At 61.9% G+C, this 18,260-nt stretch carries 27 protein-coding genes and 1 tRNA gene; 15 read left to right on the top strand and 13 right to left on the bottom strand.

The window, feature by feature from the left end:
* Positions 1 to 112 precede the first annotated feature (112 nt).
* Positions 113 to 418, bottom strand: coding sequence for a hypothetical protein (locus tag E5198_RS10350; protein WP_136489918.1), 306 nt, complete (start codon positions 416 to 418; stop codon positions 113 to 115).
* A 55-nt stretch (positions 419 to 473) separates the two neighbouring features.
* A complete protein-coding gene (locus tag E5198_RS21995; RefSeq protein ID WP_136489917.1) occupies positions 474 to 746 on the bottom strand; it encodes a hypothetical protein in 273 nt (90 codons plus the stop codon).
* A 118-nt stretch (positions 747 to 864) separates the two neighbouring features.
* Between E5198_RS21995 and E5198_RS10340 the strand changes: the two genes are divergently transcribed.
* From E5198_RS10340 to E5198_RS10285, 12 genes are all read left to right on the top strand, one after another.
* Positions 865 to 1,080: a DNA-binding protein gene (locus tag E5198_RS10340; RefSeq protein ID WP_136489916.1), complete on the top strand. Its 216-nt coding sequence runs from the start codon at positions 865 to 867 to the stop codon at positions 1,078 to 1,080.
* A 2-nt stretch (positions 1,081 to 1,082) separates the two neighbouring features.
* Entirely contained in the window at positions 1,083 to 1,610 is a 528-nt protein-coding gene (locus E5198_RS21990) for a hypothetical protein (RefSeq protein WP_136489915.1), read from the top strand.
* A gap of 24 nt (positions 1,611 to 1,634) precedes the next feature.
* On the top strand, positions 1,635 to 1,835 hold the full coding sequence (locus tag E5198_RS10330; protein ID WP_136489914.1) for a hypothetical protein: 201 nt from the start codon (positions 1,635 to 1,637) through the stop codon (positions 1,833 to 1,835).
* Positions 1,836 to 2,341: 506 nt separating this feature from the next.
* Positions 2,342 to 2,686 (top strand): hypothetical protein, encoded by a 345-nt coding sequence (locus tag E5198_RS10325; RefSeq protein ID WP_136489913.1) that lies wholly within the window; start codon positions 2,342 to 2,344, stop codon positions 2,684 to 2,686.
* 5 nt (positions 2,687 to 2,691) lie between these two features.
* Positions 2,692 to 2,946 (top strand): hypothetical protein, encoded by a 255-nt coding sequence (locus tag E5198_RS10320; RefSeq protein WP_136489912.1) that lies wholly within the window; start codon positions 2,692 to 2,694, stop codon positions 2,944 to 2,946.
* Positions 2,947 to 2,950: 4 nt separating this feature from the next.
* Entirely contained in the window at positions 2,951 to 3,184 is a 234-nt protein-coding gene (locus E5198_RS10315; RefSeq protein ID WP_136489911.1) for a major capsid protein, read from the top strand.
* A 124-nt stretch (positions 3,185 to 3,308) separates the two neighbouring features.
* Positions 3,309 to 4,604, top strand: coding sequence for a hypothetical protein (locus E5198_RS10310; RefSeq protein WP_136489910.1), 1,296 nt, complete (start codon positions 3,309 to 3,311; stop codon positions 4,602 to 4,604).
* A gap of 1 nt (position 4,605) precedes the next feature.
* The gene (locus tag E5198_RS10305) at positions 4,606 to 4,974 is read left to right on the top strand and encodes a DUF2523 family protein (RefSeq protein WP_136489909.1); all 369 of its coding nucleotides are present in this window, start codon (positions 4,606 to 4,608) and stop codon (positions 4,972 to 4,974) included.
* Between the two features lies 1 nt (position 4,975).
* Positions 4,976 to 6,196 carry a zonular occludens toxin domain-containing protein gene (locus E5198_RS10300; protein ID WP_136489908.1) on the top strand — a complete coding sequence of 407 codons (1,221 nt, stop codon included), beginning with the start codon at positions 4,976 to 4,978 and terminating at the stop codon, positions 6,194 to 6,196.
* A 271-nt stretch (positions 6,197 to 6,467) separates the two neighbouring features.
* Positions 6,468 to 7,748, top strand: a complete 1,281-nt coding sequence (locus tag E5198_RS10295; RefSeq protein ID WP_136489907.1) for a hypothetical protein — start codon at positions 6,468 to 6,470, stop codon at positions 7,746 to 7,748.
* Positions 7,745 to 8,782: a tyrosine-type recombinase/integrase gene (locus tag E5198_RS10290; protein WP_256659034.1), complete on the top strand. Its 1,038-nt coding sequence runs from the start codon at positions 7,745 to 7,747 to the stop codon at positions 8,780 to 8,782. Before E5198_RS10295 ends, E5198_RS10290 begins: the two co-directional genes overlap by 4 nt.
* Positions 8,783 to 8,790: 8 nt before the next feature.
* A tRNA-Sec gene (locus E5198_RS10285) sits at positions 8,791 to 8,886 on the top strand.
* A 12-nt stretch (positions 8,887 to 8,898) separates the two neighbouring features.
* Here the strand turns inward: E5198_RS10285 and E5198_RS10280 are convergent.
* From E5198_RS10280 to pilB, 11 genes are all read right to left on the bottom strand, one after another.
* Positions 8,899 to 9,378 (bottom strand): glycine cleavage system protein H, encoded by a 480-nt coding sequence (locus E5198_RS10280; RefSeq protein ID WP_136489905.1) that lies wholly within the window; start codon positions 9,376 to 9,378, stop codon positions 8,899 to 8,901.
* 25 nt (positions 9,379 to 9,403) lie between these two features.
* On the bottom strand, positions 9,404 to 9,766 hold the full coding sequence (locus E5198_RS10275) for a DsrE family protein (protein ID WP_136489904.1): 363 nt from the start codon (positions 9,764 to 9,766) through the stop codon (positions 9,404 to 9,406).
* Between the two features lie 3 nt (positions 9,767 to 9,769).
* Positions 9,770 to 10,336 (bottom strand): DUF4136 domain-containing protein, encoded by a 567-nt coding sequence (locus tag E5198_RS10270; protein WP_136489903.1) that lies wholly within the window; start codon positions 10,334 to 10,336, stop codon positions 9,770 to 9,772.
* A 74-nt stretch (positions 10,337 to 10,410) separates the two neighbouring features.
* Positions 10,411 to 10,998 carry a DUF4136 domain-containing protein gene (locus E5198_RS10265; protein ID WP_168772514.1) on the bottom strand — a complete coding sequence of 196 codons (588 nt, stop codon included), beginning with the start codon at positions 10,996 to 10,998 and terminating at the stop codon, positions 10,411 to 10,413.
* Positions 10,999 to 11,151: 153 nt separating this feature from the next.
* On the bottom strand, positions 11,152 to 11,919 hold the full coding sequence (locus E5198_RS10260; RefSeq protein ID WP_136489901.1) for a methyltransferase domain-containing protein: 768 nt from the start codon (positions 11,917 to 11,919) through the stop codon (positions 11,152 to 11,154).
* A complete protein-coding gene (locus E5198_RS10255) occupies positions 11,916 to 12,221 on the bottom strand; it encodes a MazG-like family protein (protein ID WP_136489927.1) in 306 nt (101 codons plus the stop codon). Before E5198_RS10255 ends, E5198_RS10260 begins: the two co-directional genes overlap by 4 nt.
* 5 nt (positions 12,222 to 12,226) lie before the next feature.
* The gene (gene yacG / locus E5198_RS10250) at positions 12,227 to 12,427 is read right to left on the bottom strand and encodes a DNA gyrase inhibitor YacG (protein WP_136489900.1); all 201 of its coding nucleotides are present in this window, start codon (positions 12,425 to 12,427) and stop codon (positions 12,227 to 12,229) included.
* Positions 12,427 to 13,035, bottom strand: coding sequence for a dephospho-CoA kinase (coaE, locus tag E5198_RS10245; RefSeq protein WP_136489899.1), 609 nt, complete (start codon positions 13,033 to 13,035; stop codon positions 12,427 to 12,429). The genes yacG and coaE overlap by 1 nt, the downstream gene beginning before the upstream one ends.
* A gap of 197 nt (positions 13,036 to 13,232) precedes the next feature.
* Positions 13,233 to 14,102 carry an A24 family peptidase gene (locus E5198_RS10240; protein ID WP_136489898.1) on the bottom strand — a complete coding sequence of 290 codons (870 nt, stop codon included), beginning with the start codon at positions 14,100 to 14,102 and terminating at the stop codon, positions 13,233 to 13,235.
* A 3-nt stretch (positions 14,103 to 14,105) separates the two neighbouring features.
* Positions 14,106 to 15,335 (bottom strand): type II secretion system F family protein, encoded by a 1,230-nt coding sequence (locus tag E5198_RS10235; RefSeq protein WP_136489897.1) that lies wholly within the window; start codon positions 15,333 to 15,335, stop codon positions 14,106 to 14,108.
* A 2-nt stretch (positions 15,336 to 15,337) separates the two neighbouring features.
* Complete coding sequence (pilB, locus tag E5198_RS10230) at positions 15,338 to 17,038, bottom strand: type IV-A pilus assembly ATPase PilB (RefSeq protein ID WP_136489896.1); 1,701 nt, start codon at positions 17,036 to 17,038, stop codon at positions 15,338 to 15,340.
* Between the two features lie 230 nt (positions 17,039 to 17,268).
* On the opposite strand from pilB, the gene E5198_RS10225 reads away from it, so the two are divergent.
* From E5198_RS10225 to E5198_RS22190, 3 genes are all read left to right on the top strand, one after another.
* The gene (locus E5198_RS10225) at positions 17,269 to 17,460 is read left to right on the top strand and encodes a type IV pilin protein (RefSeq protein ID WP_136489895.1); all 192 of its coding nucleotides are present in this window, start codon (positions 17,269 to 17,271) and stop codon (positions 17,458 to 17,460) included.
* A 30-nt stretch (positions 17,461 to 17,490) separates the two neighbouring features.
* Positions 17,491 to 17,943 carry a hypothetical protein gene (locus E5198_RS10220; RefSeq protein ID WP_136489894.1) on the top strand — a complete coding sequence of 151 codons (453 nt, stop codon included), beginning with the start codon at positions 17,491 to 17,493 and terminating at the stop codon, positions 17,941 to 17,943.
* Positions 17,944 to 18,052: 109 nt separating this feature from the next.
* Complete coding sequence (locus E5198_RS22190) at positions 18,053 to 18,232, top strand: prepilin-type N-terminal cleavage/methylation domain-containing protein (RefSeq protein WP_136489893.1); 180 nt, start codon at positions 18,053 to 18,055, stop codon at positions 18,230 to 18,232.
* Positions 18,233 to 18,260 lie beyond the last annotated feature (28 nt).

Genomic DNA, 18,260 nt, shown 5'->3' with positions numbered 1-18,260 from the left:
CAAAATCAAGGGTTTGCGGTTGGTGCTGCTGGCCATTGCTGTGCATTGTGGGGCTATGTTTTCGACACTTTTTCGACAGTTATGGGCCGTTATGGGCCGTTATGGTCGGTGGCTACCATGTGCGTTCTCGGTAGCCTCTGACGCACTCCTGGACGTCGTCGTCGATCACGTTGCCCGGCTTGATGCACTCCTTCACGGTGCGGCGCTCGGAGCGTTGAGCCTCTTTCTTTTCAATCTCTCGATTTTTCAGGTGCTGCTGGGCAGGCTCTGCCATTCCGCCTTTTCCTTGAGCTAGTCCCCTCATAATTTGGTCGGTGAATGCATCCGTTATGGGGGTGAGCCAGCTTTCGTCTTGCTCCGCTCCAATGGCCTGGCTTCCCAGTGCCATCAGCAGAATCGCCACCGCGCCTTTCTTCATGACTCGTCTTCTCGTCCTCGGGCAAACCATCGCCTAGCCGCTTCCCTTGTGAGTGCTATCCCGCGCTTTGACTGGTCAAGTTTCGGTTGGCTTCGTCGTATTCCGGACTGGTCTGGCCTGCTTCTGGGGCGATCGCCCCACTTGCCAGCCAAAGGGCGTACTGCGGAAACAGCCTTGTTAGCTCTCCGACCTCTTGGGTGCTGATCCTGGTGCGTTTGTCGTAACGCACCGTTCGCCAGCGTGTGCCTCCGATGCTGGTGTTTTTCACCAGTTCGTCGATGCCTGCCTTATCGACAAGCGTTCTAACGCGGTCGTCTATTGATTCCATAATGTTCTAGTAGATTACAGTTGTAATGTACAACTGAGCCTGATTTGTTGTATATTACAACTCAGGCGGTAAATGTAGTCCAACAAAGTCCAGCTAGTCACATGGTAAGGGGTCCCCGATGGATACGGAAGGCATCGAACAGCTTGAGCTGCCGGCAGGCTCCCCGCCAGTGATGCCCTGGCGACAGTTCGCCGACTGGATTCGGATGGAGCAGGACCACGAAACGGTTCTCGGCTGGATCAAGCGGGGTTACTTGCCGACGATTCGGATTGGCAAGCATCGGATGGTCAATGTCGCATTGCTCATCAAGCAACTTGAAGAAAGGGAGATTTGATTATGGACAGGAATGTTGCTCGGGTAGTTGCTCAGCGCTTGCGTGACCTTCGCCGCGTTCGTGGTCGCCATTTCAACTTGGTCAAAGAATATGAGGCCGAATTCAGGGGGGCTATTACTGCTCTTTGGCATGTAGGTCTGATTACTCAAGACGAGTGGAGCCGCCTTTATGATGCTGGCTGTAAGTTCGCCATGTCAGCTCAGGGCTATTCTTGGTCCGCGATAAAGGAACATTATCGGCCTGCGCCTCTTTCGCCTACCTTATTTGAAAAGGTTTTCCAGGATGAACCCGCATCTGAATCGGTATCTGCGCCTTCCGCACCTGGACGGCTGCGGGTGTGCGGTGTGCTGGTCCAATCGCGAGCATCGCAAAAGAACTGCAAGCCCGAGCGCGTACCTGTCCAGCTTGTCAGCTTCGACGGTATTTATCCGAGGCGGAACGTATTCCCCCGACTCGGCAAACACTGGGCGCCGGCCTCGTTACTGGTCGGTCATCAAGAACGAAAAGGGCACGCCGTTTGTCGGCCCTGATTACTAGTGCGTGAGGTAAAAGCCATGGCAATTCCTTCGAGGGTTGAACAGGTCGAGGACAAGGTAAAGCGTTTCTACGTTTTCGCCCCCTCCTCGGTGTACCTGGAACTGCAAAAGGAAGCGATCAAGCGCGGAACGGACCTGTGGACCCTCGGCGGTTCCGTCCTGACCGCGTGGGTTCAGGCCGGCTTTCCCGACGGGTTCCCGTCACCCCCTGAACCCTGATCCCCTGCCCGTCGCTGTCGCCTTCGGTCGCGTGGCCCCTTAAGCGACGGCAGGCGTGGGGGGCAAGGGTCGCGCAGCGACTCGCGAAGCCCTTGCCCCCCATGCCTGACGGCGCAAGGGTCCACAAGCGACAGAAGGCAGAAGCGGCGGGTAGGGGATCAGGCCCCCTGCCCAGAGCTAGAGCCAGAGGGAGCGATCTTGATCTTGCTCTTAAGAATGCCGGCGAAGCCGACATTAATGCAGTTGCAGTTAAGCGCCCGGAGGGCAAGAGCGACAGGGATCGTTACCCGTAAGGGCGGAGACAAATCTTTGATTTGGCTCCGTGAGCGAAGCGAATAGAGCCCGCCCCGTAAGGGGTCGCCCAAATGGAATATCTGATAACACTGCTAATAGTTCTATTACCTATGGCGATAGTCTATTTCGGGATAAGGCTGTATTCCCGACTGCCGTCCGAATGCTTCAAAAACCATAAGCGCGAATAAAAGCGCGAAAGTGAGGAAAAGCAAATGGCACGATTTACTATGGAACTTCCGATCCTCGGTGTCCAAGTCACCAAAGTCGATGACAAGGTTTATGCTAAGGTCTTCGTAGGCGAAGAGCCCGATAACCAAACCGAAACCATTGCCTCGATTATGACCATGCCCATTCGCGAGGAGTGTGCAGACGAGGTTTTCGCGGCGACTCGAGCCCTTCAGCTCGGCCAGATGGTCCGTCTGCATGTCGAGACCGAGCGAGGCGGCAAACAGTCCACCAAGAACGTGGTGCTACATATCGAGCCCGTACAGCATCGTCCCGTTCAACCGAATCAGCCTGGTCAGGTCAGCAAGCCTGCTGAACCTGCCAAGGCGTAACGCTCATGGCTGTCGAATTCATTCAAGTTTGCCGCTCCTGGGTAACTCATCAGGATGGTTCCCTCGGCTGCAACACGTTCGAATGGGTTCAAGGTTACGTTTTGCCGCCCGAGGTTTCCGGGCACCTCGATCTGTTGGTCCAGGGTGGTTTTTCTGCCGATCTTTTTAAGATCGGTTTTCTCGGCACGTTGTCGTTGTTCGCCACTGGCTTCGGCATCGGCCTAATCGTCGCGCAACTGCGCAAACTCAAAAATAGGTGATTTCATGAAAAAAATGCTCCAGAAGTTCAACCCGGTTCCGTCCTTCCGCAACACCTGCATCGGCCTTACCGGCTTCGTCGCCGCGAATTCCGCCTTCGCGGCTGTCGATACCTCGGCCGTCGAAACCGCGATCGATGCCAGCGTCGGTGATGCCGAAACCGTCGGTGGCTACGTCGTCGCCGCTGTCGCTGCCCTGGTGGTGATCGGCCTCATCATCGGCATCATCCGCAAGATCTGACCGCGTGATCTGGTCTCTCCTGCTGGGTGTACTCGCTGCGGGGGCCTTCGTGCAGGGCTTCAGGTCTGCTGAGTACCTTTGACAACAAAGGGGCCGCAAGGCCCCTTTTTCATTGGGCATTTCTATGCGCTTGCTCCTGCTTCTCTTGCTCGCCCTGCCGGCCTATTCCTTCGCTGCCATAACATGGGGGCCGCAAGCGGGTTCCGGTACTTACCCCACTGCAAAGGCTGCCTGTGGTAGCTATTCGCTGGTTGGCTCTGTCTCTATCAGTGATTCCGTTGCCACTTGCTGTCAATATGACATCCGTGGCAACTGCTACACCTCGAAGACGGTATATAAGACCGGCTCCGTGTGTGATGCCGGCACCGCCTGGAACTCCACGAATGGCGGTTGCACCAACACCGACCCCTGCTATGCCAAGTCCGGCACTTCGTCTTCTTTCACGCGCTCTGGCACTATCGGTGATTCGTTTTTCTTCATGTCCGGCAAGCTTTCCGGCACTGCTAACACCGGCTGTCAGGGCGGTTGCGACGGCATTGTTTCCGGTGTTACTTGCCGCGTCTTTGCCGGCGAGCCCGGAACCTACAAGTGCTCCGGGTCCTTGAATTACTCGGGCAGCCAATGCCAAGCCGGCTCCCCTGGTGATCTGTCCAACGCTGATTCCCCAACGCCTCCCCCCGCTCCGCCGACCGAGGACAAGGACAGCAATTGCGGCTCCTGGATATCTACCGCCGATGGCCAGTCGCAAACCTGTGTAGACACCACCACCAAGGTCCAGCCGGGCACTGCCGATGCCGGCTCTGCCCCTTCGCCCAATCCGTCCAGTTCGGTCAATGACACCACTACGGTGACCACCAAAAAGACCAATGCCGATGGTTCGGTTACCACCACCACCAGCAAGACCACCAACAACACCTATTGCACTGTTGGTTCTTGCAACACCACCAGCACCACCAACACGACCGTAGTCGTTACCGACCCTGCCGGTAACGTCACCTCAAACACCACCAGTTGCTCCGGGCCGAACTGCGGAAAGCCTTCCGATGGCACTGGCAACGGTTCTGGTAGTGGTGGCGAAGGTGGTGACGAAATAACCGTTATCGGTGGCTCCGGTTCCCAGCTTGTCGAGCCTGCCCTTGGCAATTTTGACGACTCTGCCGCCGATTGGGATGAAAAGGTCGATGAAGCCCAGCAGGAACTCCGGGACGTTGTTGCTGATATCAAATCCACCTTTACCGCTTCTTCTTCTCCTACTCTTTCCGGTGGCTCTGGTTCTTTGCCTTGCGATTCCATAACTGTTCTTGGCTCTCGCTTCTCGCTTTGTCTTACTCCGTATGAGGGTTCCTTGGCAATTATCAAGACTATTCTCTTGTTTGTTGCCGCTTTGATTGCTTTCTTCATTATTTTTGTGAGGGATTAACATGATTATTGACCTCTCCTTTATCTCTGCTTTTTTTGATACAGCAACTCAGTTTTTTCAGGCTGGTTGGGATTGGATCAATGAAGGTATATATCAGCTTCTAAAGGATTTCTTGGTGGTTCTTACCAAGGCCGCTATTTATGCTTATCTCAAGGCGACTGTTCTTTGCCTTGAAGTGGCTAAGGAAGTTGTTCAGGATATCTTTGCAGACCTTAACTTTTCTTCCCGCGTTGAGTCTGCCTATAACTCCATTCCTTCCAATGTTCGTTCTACACTGGATTTCTTCGGTGTTCCACAGGCCATTACTGTAATTTTAAGCGCTATTCCCACCAAGCTCGCCATGCGCTTCGTTCCATTCATAGGTCGATAACATGTCCATCAAAATCCACCACGGCCCCAATGGCTCCTATAAGACTTCTGGAGCAATTCAGGATGATGCGATCCCTGCTATCAAGGCAGGGCGCGTCATCATCACCAATATTCGTGGCTTTACGCTTGAATCTGTTCGGCGTGTCTTTCCCGATTGTCCTGACACTGTGGAAGTTATAAACCTTTCCATGGAATCGACCGAAGACCTCGGCAAGATGCGCGAATGGTTCAAGTGGGCTCCGCGCGGTGCTTTCCTGATTTTCGATGAAACGCAAATTCTTTTCCCCAAGAGCTGGCGGGAAAAGGATTTGGAAGTTTTTGATTATCCGGGTGGTCTTGAGGCGGCGAAAAAAGCGGATCGGCCAACCGGCTGGCTTGATGCGTGGACCCGTCATCGTCATTGGAACTGGGATATTGTCCTAACTACTCCTAATATTAGGTATATCCGCGATGATATCCGCCTTACTTGTGAGAAAGCCTATTTGCATTCCAACTTGGCGGTAATTGGCATTAGTGGTCGCTACAAGGAAGCGATGCACGATGCACAGGACAACCGTCCTTCAATGGACGGTTCTTCAATTGTCGAAATAAAGAAAATCAAAGATGAAACCTTCAGGCTCTATCAATCCACCGCAACCGGCGTCGTCCAAGATACCACTGCGGGCAAAAACCTTTTTCTCTCGCCTAAGGTTCTTGGCCTCCTGGTATTTATTGCCCTGGTTGGTTTCTATCTGGCTTCTAGCAAAGTCCCTGGCGTGCTTTCTGGTTCGCCCGTTTCTGCCCCCTCTGCTGTGGGTGCTTCGTCGTCTGGGGCGCATTCTGGTGCGTCTCCTGGTGTTTCTCCTGGTGTGGCTGGCCGTGCTGTGGCTGCTGGCCAAGGCGTTGCGCCTGCTGATCGGCTAGAGCATCCCTTTGCCGCTCATGCTCTCAAGGTTCGCGGCGTCGTCTCTAGCGTCGATCACCAGCGCCAGGTCGTGCTGATCGAAGTGGCACGCGACGGGCGATCCTTCGTCCAGACCGGCCAGGAACTCCAGCGACTCGGCTACACCGTCCAGGTCAAGACCGCCTGCGTTGTCGAGCTGCGTTTCCGCCATTGGCAATCCCTCGTTTACTGCCCTGGAACGCTCCCGCCTGCTCCCGCTACGTCGATGGGGATTGCATCCGCTGCGCCTGCGCCCCCTCTGCCGGCTCCGCCTGTCACTGCGCCGCCTAAGGGCACGTGAGCGGCCCGGAGGGCCAAGAGCGACAGGGATCGTTACCCGTATGGGATGAGACCTAGGCTCAGCGAGCGCGCGAGTAGAGCCCGCCCCCGAAGGGGGTCGCCCAAGTGACACGACACAACAACACCAGGAACAGGAAAAACAGCGGCGCACTGGGGGAGCCGAGCGGCTCGGTGCAGAGCGAGGCGACCCCAGAGCGCCGCCCCTGACGTCCCTGTAGCACGTCAGATAAACGAAGTTGAAAACGGACAATATTGGACATTAGGGGTTAAGGATGGCATCGCCAAAGCATCAATTCCGCTTGAATCATGACGGTGAACAGGACCAGAAAGGTCGCCTGTTCGTGTGCCCGATCAGCGCGCGCCTGACGGACCTGTCTGGCGTTCGGCTACTGCAATGCTCGGTTGATACGGTGCGGCAACTGTACCGCGGCACGCTGCGCGCGGCGGCCTTGTCGCTGTTCGAGCTGTCCGGCATGGTCGAATTTGCCGGTTACACCTGGCATGCGGGGCGCGTCGGTCGTGATTCCGGCTATCAGTTCAAGCTCCAGAATGCTGACTTGGGCGTCGTGCTGCTGCTGAAAAACTTCAACGTGGCCGACGACGAGTCAGGCCCGCACCTGAAAATCGAGGTTTCCCCGCATCTGATCGAACAGCGCACGCCCGAACGGCTTCAGGCGCTCATGGACGGCCTGGCGGACTGGTGCCTTGAGGACTGGGCTCCAAATCAGTGCGCTGTGCACCTGGCGCTCGATGTGCAGGGCTGGACACCTCCGGCCGACATGATTGCGCGCATGCACTGCCGTTCCCGGCGAGTGCGTGATACCTCTGGCATCAGCTCGATTCACTGGGACGCTGAAGCGTCGGTCTATGGCCAAGGGCAATCCTTCCTGTTCGGCTCCGCTGCTGGCGTCCAGCTCGCCATCTACAACAAGACCTTGCAGGCTCGGGCAATCGATAAGCTCGACTACTGGCAAGCCGTCTGGCGCTCCTATGACAACCCCTTCGACCCTGCCGACCCGGTCAACTATGACTCCAAGCAAACGGTCTGGCGGGTTGAGGTTCGCTACCATCACTCCGTGGTGCAACAGTTCGCGGCAGGCTCCTGCAACCTGGAAACCGGCGAGGCGATTGGCACGCGCACTTTTGAGGAACTCGTGGCGCACCTGGACGGCCTTTGGCGCTACGGCATGCAATCGTTCCGCCTCCTGGATCGCCCCGGCCTGTACGCTGCCGCGTGGACCCTGTTCGCTCAGGATGCCCGAGTGCAAACGGGCGTTGACTCCCTCGTCGACGATCACCAGTACAAGCGGTATTACAAGACCTCGGCGGGTTTCACCGGCAAGAACGTTGAGTTGCTCATGGGAAACCTCGTCAGCCTCGCTGCGCGTCAGGGCATCGGGGCAAAAAAGACCTTTGCTGAGCTGAAGGCGTGGGTCTGCTGGCCGACCGTCCTCGAGCACTATGAACTCAAGGGCAAGACCGAGCGCGACATTTACCGCTGGGTGCGTGACAAGCTTCAGGAACGAACGATCAGATGGGGGAAAGCCATATGATCGAGCGTCAGGCGGATGGCCGTTGGAAAGTCGACGTTGAGCCTGTGAAGGGCCGACGGTTCCGGCGCACGTTCAAGACCAAGGCTGAAGCGATGCGCTTCGAAGCACAGGTTAGGCAACAGCTTACCCAGAACCCTGCATGGAACCCGTCGGCTCGGGATCGTCGGCGATTGCTCGACCTGCTGTCCACTTGGGGAACCCTGCACGGCCATACGCTCGCGGATTACGCTGGGCGTGAGCTGCTGATGCGACGCATGTTCGAGCGCCTGGGCAATCCCGAGGCGCAAAGCTTGAGTCCTGCTTCGTTTGCAGCGTATCGGGCGGATCGGTTGGCATCGGGGATCAGCGGAAAGACGCTCAACAACGAATTGACCTATGCGAGGGCCATGTTTAACCAGCTCCGTGCGCTGGACTGTATCGACTACGCCAATCCCCTGGAAGGTATCAAGCCGTTACGGCTGCAAGAGCGCGAATTGACGTACCTCGATCACGCGCAGCTCGAGCGCCTTTTTGCCGTCCTCCGGTCGATGGTGCATGTCCATGTCGAACTGGTGGCGTTCGTCTGCCTGGTCACTGGCTGTCGATGGGGTGAAGCTCAGTCCCTGGTGCCCTCGCGGGTGCGTGGCGGCTTCGTCCAGTTCGTCAACACGAAGTCGCGCAAGCGGCGGGCGGTGCCTATTACCCCCGACCTGGAAAAGCGTCTGCTCGATCACTTCGAGCGGTTCGGGCTGTTTACGCGTTGCCGGGATACCTTCGATGATGCCCTGGACCGGGCGGGCATCGAGCTGCCTGCTGGACAGTCCACGCACGTCCTTCGCCACACGTTCGCAAGCCATTTCGTGATGAACGGGGGTAGTCTGCTAGCCTTGCAGAAGATCCTCGGGCACTCGTCGCTGAGCGTCACCATGCGTTATGCCCATCTGGCTCCGGATCACATGCAGGATGTTTTGACCTTCGGACCGGCGCGGGATTTTCGACACTTTTTCGACACTGCCGACAGCGCGTCAGGGGATGACGACAAAAAATCCTTGTAAATCAACATGGAAGGCAATCGCGCCCGGTGGCGCGGCCGGGCTTCAAACCCGGTTGGGGACGGCAGCCGTTCCCGGGTGAGTTCGACTCTCACTGCCTTCCGCCACTTTCCGTCCCTTCAGGTTTTCCACCGCAGCGCCTGCACTCCGGGCGCCTGCGGGTCGAAGTTGTCCAGACGCATCTGCTCGGCGAAGGCGGCCAGCGCCGCCGCGCCGCTGACGAAGCTAGCGCGGGCAGCAGGCCAGTCGTCGGGCCTGATACGCACCAGCCAGCCCTCGCCATAGCAGTCGCGGTTGATCAGCACCGGCTGTTCCTGCACGCGGACATTGCCCTCGACCAGTTCGCCGGCCAGCGGGCTGCGCGCCGAGCTGGCGGCCTTGGCGAACTCGACCACGCCGAAGCTGCGGCCGGCGTCGATGTGCAGGCCGACGCGCCTGGGGGTGAAGGCGAAGATCTGCCCGTACAGTGCGCAGCCGTAGGCGCTCAGGCCGAGGGTGACGATGCCATCGGGCTCCTCGCGCAACCACAGGTTGTAGGCCGGGGCGTAGAGCAGTCCGGCGGGGAAGGGCAGGCCGTGCAGGGTGAGGATGTCGTTCATGGGCGCTCCTTGCCGGTCGAGTCGCTCAGAGGGTCAGCACGCGGTCGTATTCGAGGATCATCTGCGCCAGCTCGCCGCCGCTGGTGGCCGTCTCGACTTCCTCGATCAGCCGGTACTCGTGCAGCGGCACACCGGGGGCACGGCACATCAGCAGGTGCGCCCCGGCGCTTCTGGCCTGGCGGATGAAGTGGCGCAGCGGCTCGCCGCCGTCGATGGCGTGCAGCGTGTCGGCGATCTCCGCGCGCGCCAGCTGCACGCCCTCGCCGGTGAGGAACAGGGTCACCTCGGCGTCCATGCAGGCCAGCAGGGTGGCGATGTGGAAGGGCGCGGCGCAGCGCATCGGCGTGCTCGGGCCGCTGGCGACCAGGATCAGGATGCGCTGCGCCATGCTTCAGCGCCGCCGCGGCGGGTACTGTTCGAGGATCTTCGCCACCGTTTCGTGGATGGCGGCGCTGCGCTCCTGGGGCGAGCCGGGGTTGCGGCGCACCGTCTGCGCGCCGCTGCCGCGCCAGATCAGCTTGCCGTCCTGGTCGAGGAAGTCCAGCTGCAGGGTGCCGACCTGGTAGTCGAGGGTGCGTACCTCGGTGAAGCCGGGCGAGGCCCACAGCCGGCCATGGTGGTCGGTCATCAGGTCGCTGCCGTAGTAGGTGGCGACCTGCTGCTGGCGGGTGTCGACGATCAGGAACGCCTGCACGCGAAAGTCGGCCGCAGCGCCGGGGGCTGACTGGCGCAGCCCGCGCTGCTCGAGCTGCTGGGCGATCGCGGCGCGCACTCGTTGCTCGGTGAGGTCGCTGGTCAGGCGCGGGTCGTTCGGGCGGTACTGCACGGCCGGTTCCTGCCAGTTCCAGGTCTGCAGGGCGGCGAAGTCGCGGTTGGGGTCGTAGTCGCTGTCGACCTGGATGCTCTGGCAGGCGGCCAGGCCGAGCAGGACGACGAGGAGGAGGGTACGGCGGAACATGGTGATCTCCCGGAGGCAGAAAGGCGCCGGGATTGGCGTCGTACCGATGAGAGTGGTCGCGTCCGGGGCCGCGGTCAAGGCGGCGGGAAGCCGTCCAGCGCCTGGCGCACGGCGCGGCGCAGGGCATCGGCGCTGGCGGCGCCACGGCCGCTCTGCTCGGCTTCGCCGATGGCCTGCCAGACCCGCTCGCCGCTGCGGGCATCGAAGAAGTCCAGCTGCACCTCCTCGACCCGATAGGTGACGGTACGCACCAGCGGGATGGGCATGCCCCCCCAGTAGCCGTAGTGGTGATGGTAGTAACCCAGGCCGGCCCCGAGATAGGGATCGTCGTAGGTCTGACGCTGGCGGATCGCACTGCGCTGGTAGGCGCGCAGGCTGAGGGTGGCCGGGCTCTGCGTGCTCCCCGGGCGCAGGCCGCGCTGGTCGAGTTCGGCGCTGACGATGCCGGCCAGCAGTTCGTCCACCTCTTCGGCCCACTGCCAGTGGCGATACTGGCCGAAGTCGCGCGTCGCCGGCGGATAGCTGCCCGGGTCGGCATGGCGCGCCGTCGCCGGGTCGAGGGGCGCCGGCGGATAGGGCTGGTGGCTGGCCGTGTAGGGGTTGCTGGCCTGACAGCCGGCGAGGGCGGCGAGCAGCAGCAGGAGCGGGACGCGGGCGGACATGGCGGCACCTGCGAGTAACGGGGCGATCATGCACAGCTTGCGACCGAAGACCGCCATTTATCAATGCCCGTGCGCGGCATTGTCCTGCTGGGGCGTCTCGATCCGCCGCCATGTGCCGCTTGGCGGCCGGCTGGGCGAGCCCCGCCGCTGGCATCAGGGCTGTGGTCGGCAGATCCAGTGCAGGTAGCGACCGAGCCCGGCGAAGGCCGGGTGGCGGCGGTAGGCCAGTTCCATCTCCAGCAGTTCGGTCAGCTCGGCGCGGGCCTGGAACTCGGCCGGCATGTAGTCGTGGAACACCCGCACGCCGCTGCGCTGCTCGATGCGGAACCAGTCGTCCAGCTGCACGGCCAGCTCGCGCGGGTCGAGCGGGCGCTGCGGCGTCAGGCTCTGCCCCTCGCCGGCGAAGCGCTCCCTGCGCAGCTTGCGGAAGTGACCCTTGAGCAGATTGCGGTAGATCAGCGCGTCACGGTTGTAGAAGGCCAGCGACAGCCAGCCGTCGGGGGCCGTGAGCTGATGCAGCACCGGCAGGATCGCCGGCGGCTCGGCCAGCCACTCCAGCACCGCATGGCAGAGCACCAGATCGAAGCGGGTATCCAGCTGGCCGAGCAGCTCCTGCCAGGGCGCCTGGATGAAGGTGGCTTGCTGGCCCGCTTCGGCAAAGCGCGCGCGGGCGCCCTCCAGCATCGGTGCGGCGGGCTCGGCCAGGGTCACCGCATGGCCCTGGCCGGCCAGCCACAGGCTCATGTGGCCGAGGCCGGCGCCGACGTCGAGCACCCGCAGCGGCCGCTCGGGCAGGGCCTCCTTGAGGTCGGCCTGCAGCACGGCGAGGCGGATGGCACCCTTGGCGCCGCCGTAGATCTTCTCGGCGAAACGGGTGGCCAGTTCGTCGAAATGACGGTCCTGCTGTCCGGATTCGCTCATCGCTTGTAGCGCCGTTCGGTGTCAGCCAGCTTGGCACGCACCACGGCGTCCAGGTCCAGGCCCAGTTCGCCGCACAGCAGCAACAGGTAGAGCACCACGTCACCGATTTCCTGGCCGGCGTGCTCCAGCTTGTCGCCCGGCAGCCGCCGGGCCTCGTCCTCGCTCAGCCACTGGAAGATCTCCACCAGCTCGGCCATCTCCACGCTGGCGGCCATGGCCAGGTTCTTCGGGCTGTGGAAGCGGCGCCAGTCGTTGTGGTCGCGGATGGCGTGCAGGCGGCGGGTCAGTTCCTCGATGTCCATGGGCATCAGTGCCGGCGTCCTTCCAGATCGCCGCTGAACAGCTCGTCTTCCAGATCGTCGCCGGGGATGGCGTGCTCCTCGGCCGCCCAGGCGCCGAGGTCGATCAGCTTGCAGCGCTCGCAGCAGAAGGGGCGGTAGGGGTTGTTGGCCGTCCACTCCACCTGCGCAGCGCAGGTCGGGCAGGCGACGGTCAGGGGCTTGTTCATCACTGGCCTCCTCGCAGGGTCAGATAGAAGTCGTGCAGGCGCTCCACCTCGCCGTGCAGCCAGGCCAGGTCGCGGTCGTTGACCAGCACGTCGTGGGCATGGCGCAGGCGCTCCTCGCGGCTGGCCTGGGCCTGCAGGATGGCGCGCACCTGCGCCTCGGGGACACGGTCGCGCTGCACGGTGCGCTCGATCTGCACCTGCTCCGGCACGTCCACCACCAGCACGCGCTGGCTCATCTGCCGCTGCGCGGCGGATTCCACCAGCAGCGGCGAGACCAGGATGGCGTAGGGCGAGCGGGCTTCCTCCAGGGCGTCGCGCATCTCCGCGCGGATCAGCGGATGCAGCAGCTGCTCCAGCCACTGGCGCTCCTCGGGGGCGTCGAAGATCCGCGCGCGCAGCGCCGCGCGGTCCAGTGCGCCATCCTCGCGGAGAATCTGTGCGCCGAAGCGGTCGACGATGTGGGCCAGCGCCGGCCGGCCGGGCTCGACCACCCAGCGCGCCGCCTGGTCGGCATCGACCAGGTGCACGCCGAGGCTGGCGAAATGGTCGGCCGCCGCGCTCTTGCCGCTGCCGATGCCGCCGGTCAGGCCGAGAATCCAGGGTTTCATGGGAAAGCAGGTCCGTAGCCGCGATGGCGCATTATCGCCCGGTTGACCGAAGGGCTCCACTCGTCGAGTGCGGATTGCAGGGAGGGCGCCGTGTGATGGGAGCTCGCGCCAGCGAATGGCCACCACGACGCGCCGCTACGCAGCGGGCCTGCGCTGGAAACTCGCTGCGCGGATCTTCAACCGCAGGCCCGTTGCGATCAACCCATCCCTGCAAAGCGCAGGTAGCTGCCGGTGATCTCGTCGCCCCACAGCAGGGCGATCCAGCCGGCGATGGCCAGGTAGGGGCCGAAGGGCAGCGGCGTACCGCTCCCGGCGCGGCGCAGGCGCAGGATGACGATGCCGAGCACGGCGCCGACCAGCGAGGACAGCAGGATGGTCAGCGGCAGGATCTGCCAGCCACCCCAGGCGCCGAGCATGGCCAGCAGCTTGAAGTCACCGTAGCCCATGCCCTCCTTGCCGGTCACCAGCTTGAACAGCCAGTACACCGACCACAGGCTGAGATAGCCGGCCACCGCACCCCAGAAGGCATCGGCCGGGCTGGCGAACAGCCCGGACTGGTTGACGATCAGCCCCAGCCACAACAGCGGCAGCACCAGCACGTCGGGCAGCAGCTGATGATCGGCGTCGATCAGGCTCATCGCCAGCAGGCCCCAGCTCAGCAGCAGCGCGGCACCCGCCTGCCAGCCGAAGCCGAAGTGCCAGGCGACATAGCCCGACAGCACGCCGCAGGCCAGCTCCACCAGCGGATAGCGCTTGCTGATCGGCGCCCGGCAGCCCGAGCAGCGCCCGCGCAGGGCCAGCCAGCTGAGCAGCGGGATGTTCTCCCAAGGCCTGATCCGGTGCCCGCAGTGCGGGCAACTGGAATCTGGCAGCAGCAGATCGAAGCGCTCGTGCTCGACGCCCGGCAGCTCCAGCACCTCGCGCGCCTGCGCCTGCCAGTCGCGCTGCATCATGATCGGCAGGCGGTAGACCACCACGTTGAGGAAACTGCCGATCAACAGGCCGATGACGGTAGCGCAGAAAACGAAGGCCAGCGGGTTGCTGGCCAGGAAGTCGAAGATGTTCATCCACTATCCGACCACGGAACCCAGAGTGAAGATCGGCAGGTACATGGCGATGATCAGGCCGCCGACCAGCACGCCGAGCACGGCCATGATCATCGGCTCCATCAGGGTGGTCAGGTTGTCGACCATGTTGTCCACTTCGGCCTCGTAGTACTCGGCGACCTTGTCCAGCATGCTGTCCAGTGAGCCGGACTCCTCGCCGATGGCCGTCATCTGGATGGCCATGGCCGGGAACACTCCGGTGGTGCGCATCGAGAAGTTCAGCTGCACGCCGCTGGATACGTCCTGCTTGATGCGGCCGACCGCTTGGCGAAACACCACATTGCCGGCGGCGCCTGCCACCGAGTCCAGCGCCTCGACCAATGGCACGCCGGCCGAGAAGGTGGTGGAAAGGGTGCGTGCGTAGCGGGCCACGGCACTCTTGTAGGTGATGACCCCGACCAGTGGCAGCTTGAGCAGAACACGGTCGACCTGATCGCGGAACTCCGCCGAGCGCTGGTAGACCTGCTTGAAGACGAGGGCGAAGGCGGTCAGGGCCAGCAGGATGACGTACCACCACTCCTGCATGCCGCGGGATAGATTGACGACCATCTGGGTGAATGCTGGCAGTTCGGCGCCGAAGCCCTTGAATACCTCCTCGAACTGAGGCACCACCTTGATCAGCAGGATTGCCGAGACGATGCAGGCGACCACGATCACCGCGATGGGGTAGGTCATCGCCTTCTTGACCTTGGCCTTGAGTGCCTCGGTCTTTTCCTTGTAGGTGGCGATGCGGTCCAGCAGGGTTTCCAGGGCGCCGGACTGTTCCCCGGACTCCACCAGATTGCAGTACAGGTCGTCGAAGTACTTCGGCTTCTTGCGCAGCGACGTGGCCAGGCTGTTGCCTGCCGCGACCTCCTGCTTGACCTCCAGCACCAGGGCCCGCATGTTCTGGTTTTCCAGCCCGTCGGCGATGATGTCGAAGGACTGCAGCAGGGGAACGCCGGACTTCATCATGGTCGCCAGCTGCCGGGTGAATAGGGCGACATCCATGGGCTTGATCGGCTTGCCCCTGCCCAGCAGCGACCTGGGCTTCTTGCGAACCTTGATCGGGTTGATGCCCTGCTTGCGCAGTTGCGCCTTGATCGCGGCCGTATTGGGACCGTTGATCTCCCCCTTGATCTTCGTGCCCTTGCGATCGATACCCTCCCAGAGGAAAGGGCTGTTCTGTATCGCTTTTGCCGCTTTTGCCACCATGCTTAATCCTTGGTCACGCGGTTGACTTCCTCAAGGCTGGTCAGGCCCTGCATGGCCTTGAACAGGCCGGAAGTGCGTAGATCGTTGAAGCCTTCCTCGCGAGCCTTGGCCGCGATCTGGATGGAGTTGCCTTCTTCCATGATAAGCCGCTGCAACGGTGGCGTGATTTTAACCACTTCATAAATACCCACACGCCCCTTGTAGCCGCCCTTGCAGGCATCGCAGCCGACCGGCTGGTACAGCTTGAACTTGCCGATCTGCTCTTCGGGGAAGCCTTCCTTGATCAGCACCTCCTTCGGCAGGTCATGGACTTTCCTGCAGGCGGGGCACAGGCGGCGAGCCAGGCGCTGGGCGATGATCAGGTTGACCGAGGTGGCGATGTTGAAGGCCGGCACGCCCATGTTGCGCAGGCGGGTGAGGGTTTCCGCGGCGCTGTTGGTGTGCAGGGTGGACATCACCATGTGGCCGGTCTGCGCGGCCTTGACGGCGATCTCGGCGGTTTCCAGGTCGCGGATCTCGCCGACCATGATCACGTCCGGATCCTGGCGCAGGAAGGCGCGCAGGGCCTGGGTGAAGTCCATGCCCTGCTTGGGGTTGACGTTGACCTGGTTGATGCCCTCCAGGTTGATCTCGACCGGGTCCTCGGCAGTGGAAATGTTGATGTCCGGCGTGTTGAGGATGTTCAGGCCGGTGTACAGGGAAACCGTCTTGCCCGAGCCGGTGGGGCCGGTCACCAGGATCATGCCCTGCGGCTGGCTGAGCGCCTTAAGGTACAGCTCCTTCTGGTTTTCCTCGTAGCCGAGGGCATCGATGCCCATCTGGGCGCTGGAGGGATCGAGGATCCGCATCACGATCTTCTCGCCCCACAGGGTCGGCAGGGTGTTGACCCGGAAGTCGATGGCCTTGTTGGCGGTGATCTTCAGCTTGATCCGCCCGTCCTGCGGCTTGCGCCGCTCGGAGATGTCCATGGCCGCCATGACCTTGAGGCGTGCGGCGATGCGGGTGGCCAGCTGGATCGGCGGCTTGGCCACCTCGTGGAGGATGCCATCGGTGCGGAAGCGCACCCGGTAGCTCTTCTCGTAGGGCTCGAAGTGCAGGTCCGAGGCGCCGCCGCGGATGGCGTCCAGCAGCATCTTGTTGACGAACTTGACCACCGGGGAGTCGTCGGCCTCGTTGGCGACGTTCTCTTCCTTCTTCTCGCCGCCCTGCTCGATGTCGACGCCGTCGAGATCGACATCGCCCAGCTCCGCCATGCCGCTGTTGGGGCTGTCGAAGAACTTGTCGATGGCCTCGCCGAGCTTGTCGTCTTCGACCAGCAGCGGCTCCACGCTGAGCCCGGTGCTGAACTGGATGTCGCGGATCGCCTGCTGGTTGGTCGGGTCGGAAACCCCGACGAACAGGATGTTGCCGCGCTTGAGCAGTGGCAGTACCCGGTGCTGGCGGACCAGTTTCTCGCTGACCAGTTCCTTGGGTTGTACTTCCTTGTCGAGCACCTTGAGCTCGAGCAGCGGCAGGCCGAACTGCTCGGCGGCCATCTCGGCGAGCGCCCGCGGCTTGACCAGCTTGTTCTGTACCAGGTGGCTGACCAGCGGGATCTTGTTGCGCAGGGCCTCGGCCTGCGCCTGTTGCGCGGTCCTGGCGTCCAGCAGTTCGGCGAGCACCAGCTGGCGGGCCAGGCCGGTGAGGGCGATGGAGTCGTTCATGGCGGGGGATAACCTGCGGATCCGGTGGCTGCCTTATAGCGCACTGGCGCCGGCCTGCCAAATCCCTGCAGTTCGTGTGACAAAAAACGTCAGATCCTGCCGCTGGAGTGGCGTGCGGTGTCCGCTGCCGGGGCGCGGACCCCGCCCATGGTGCGTGTTCTGAAGTTGGCACGCCTCCTGCATTGATTAATTCAGGTCCGACGACCGGCTCACTTCAAGGAGATACCTCTATGAAAGCTCTGCAGAAAAAGGCCCAGAAGGGCTTCACCCTGATCGAACTGATGATCGTGGTTGCCATCATCGGCATCCTCGCCGCCATCGCCATTCCGCAGTTCAACGAGTACCGCGCCAAGTCCAACGACACCGTGGCCAAGGCCGACGCCAAGAACATGATCAGCGTCATGACCGCTGCCCAGCGCTAAGCTGACCGATTCGGACAGGAGATTGCATAGATGAAAAAGATTCTTTCCGGCCTGATCGTGGCCTCCAGCCTGCTCGCCACCACCGCCTTCGCTGCCGGCACCGTCACTGCCGTTGATGCTGATCAGATCGACACTACCAAGTGCGTGCTGCTCGATGCGCCGGTCAAGGTCAACCTGTCGGCCAACGTGAGCGGCGTGTACCAGTGCAACGACACCGACAACTCGATCCGCATCGCCACCTGCCACTCCTCCGGCAGCCGCAGCGGTCCGAAGGAGCTGAACTGTGCCCAGATCGGCAAGGATGCGTCGAATAACCCCGTTTTCAACGACTCTAGCTGCAGCGCTACCGTGACCAAGTTCACCGTTCCGGTATCCTTCAGCGGCTTCGCGGCCAGCAGCACCGGCGGCTCCATCGGCGAAGTGCCGCTGACCGGCAAGTGCGACACCACCGAGCTGAAGAAGCAGAGCGTATTCAGCTACTGATCCCGCCTGCGGGATGAGGTCCGCGCGAGCGTCGCTCGGTGGGCCGTGTGCGGCAGATGCCAGCCGGGGTGGTCAAGCACCCCGGCTGTTTCGTGCAAGGAGTATCAGGGTGGATAGCGCAGAATCCGGTTTTACCTTGATCGAACTGATGATAGTGGTCGCGATTATCGCTATTCTGGCCGCCGTGGCCGTACCGGTATTCAACGATTACCGGCACAGGGCCAACGATGCCACCGCCGAGGCCGATGCCAAGAGCCTGATCCAGGTGATGGCCGCTGCGGCGAAGTGAGCCCGCACAGGCCCGGATCTGCCAGGGA

It is taken from the genome of Pseudomonas sp. A-1, from assembly GCF_004801855.1.
GTDB lineage: Bacteria > Pseudomonadota > Gammaproteobacteria > Pseudomonadales > Pseudomonadaceae > Geopseudomonas.
Note: the sequence above shows the minus strand (reverse complement) of the source record. Positions and strands in the feature narration are given on the sequence as shown.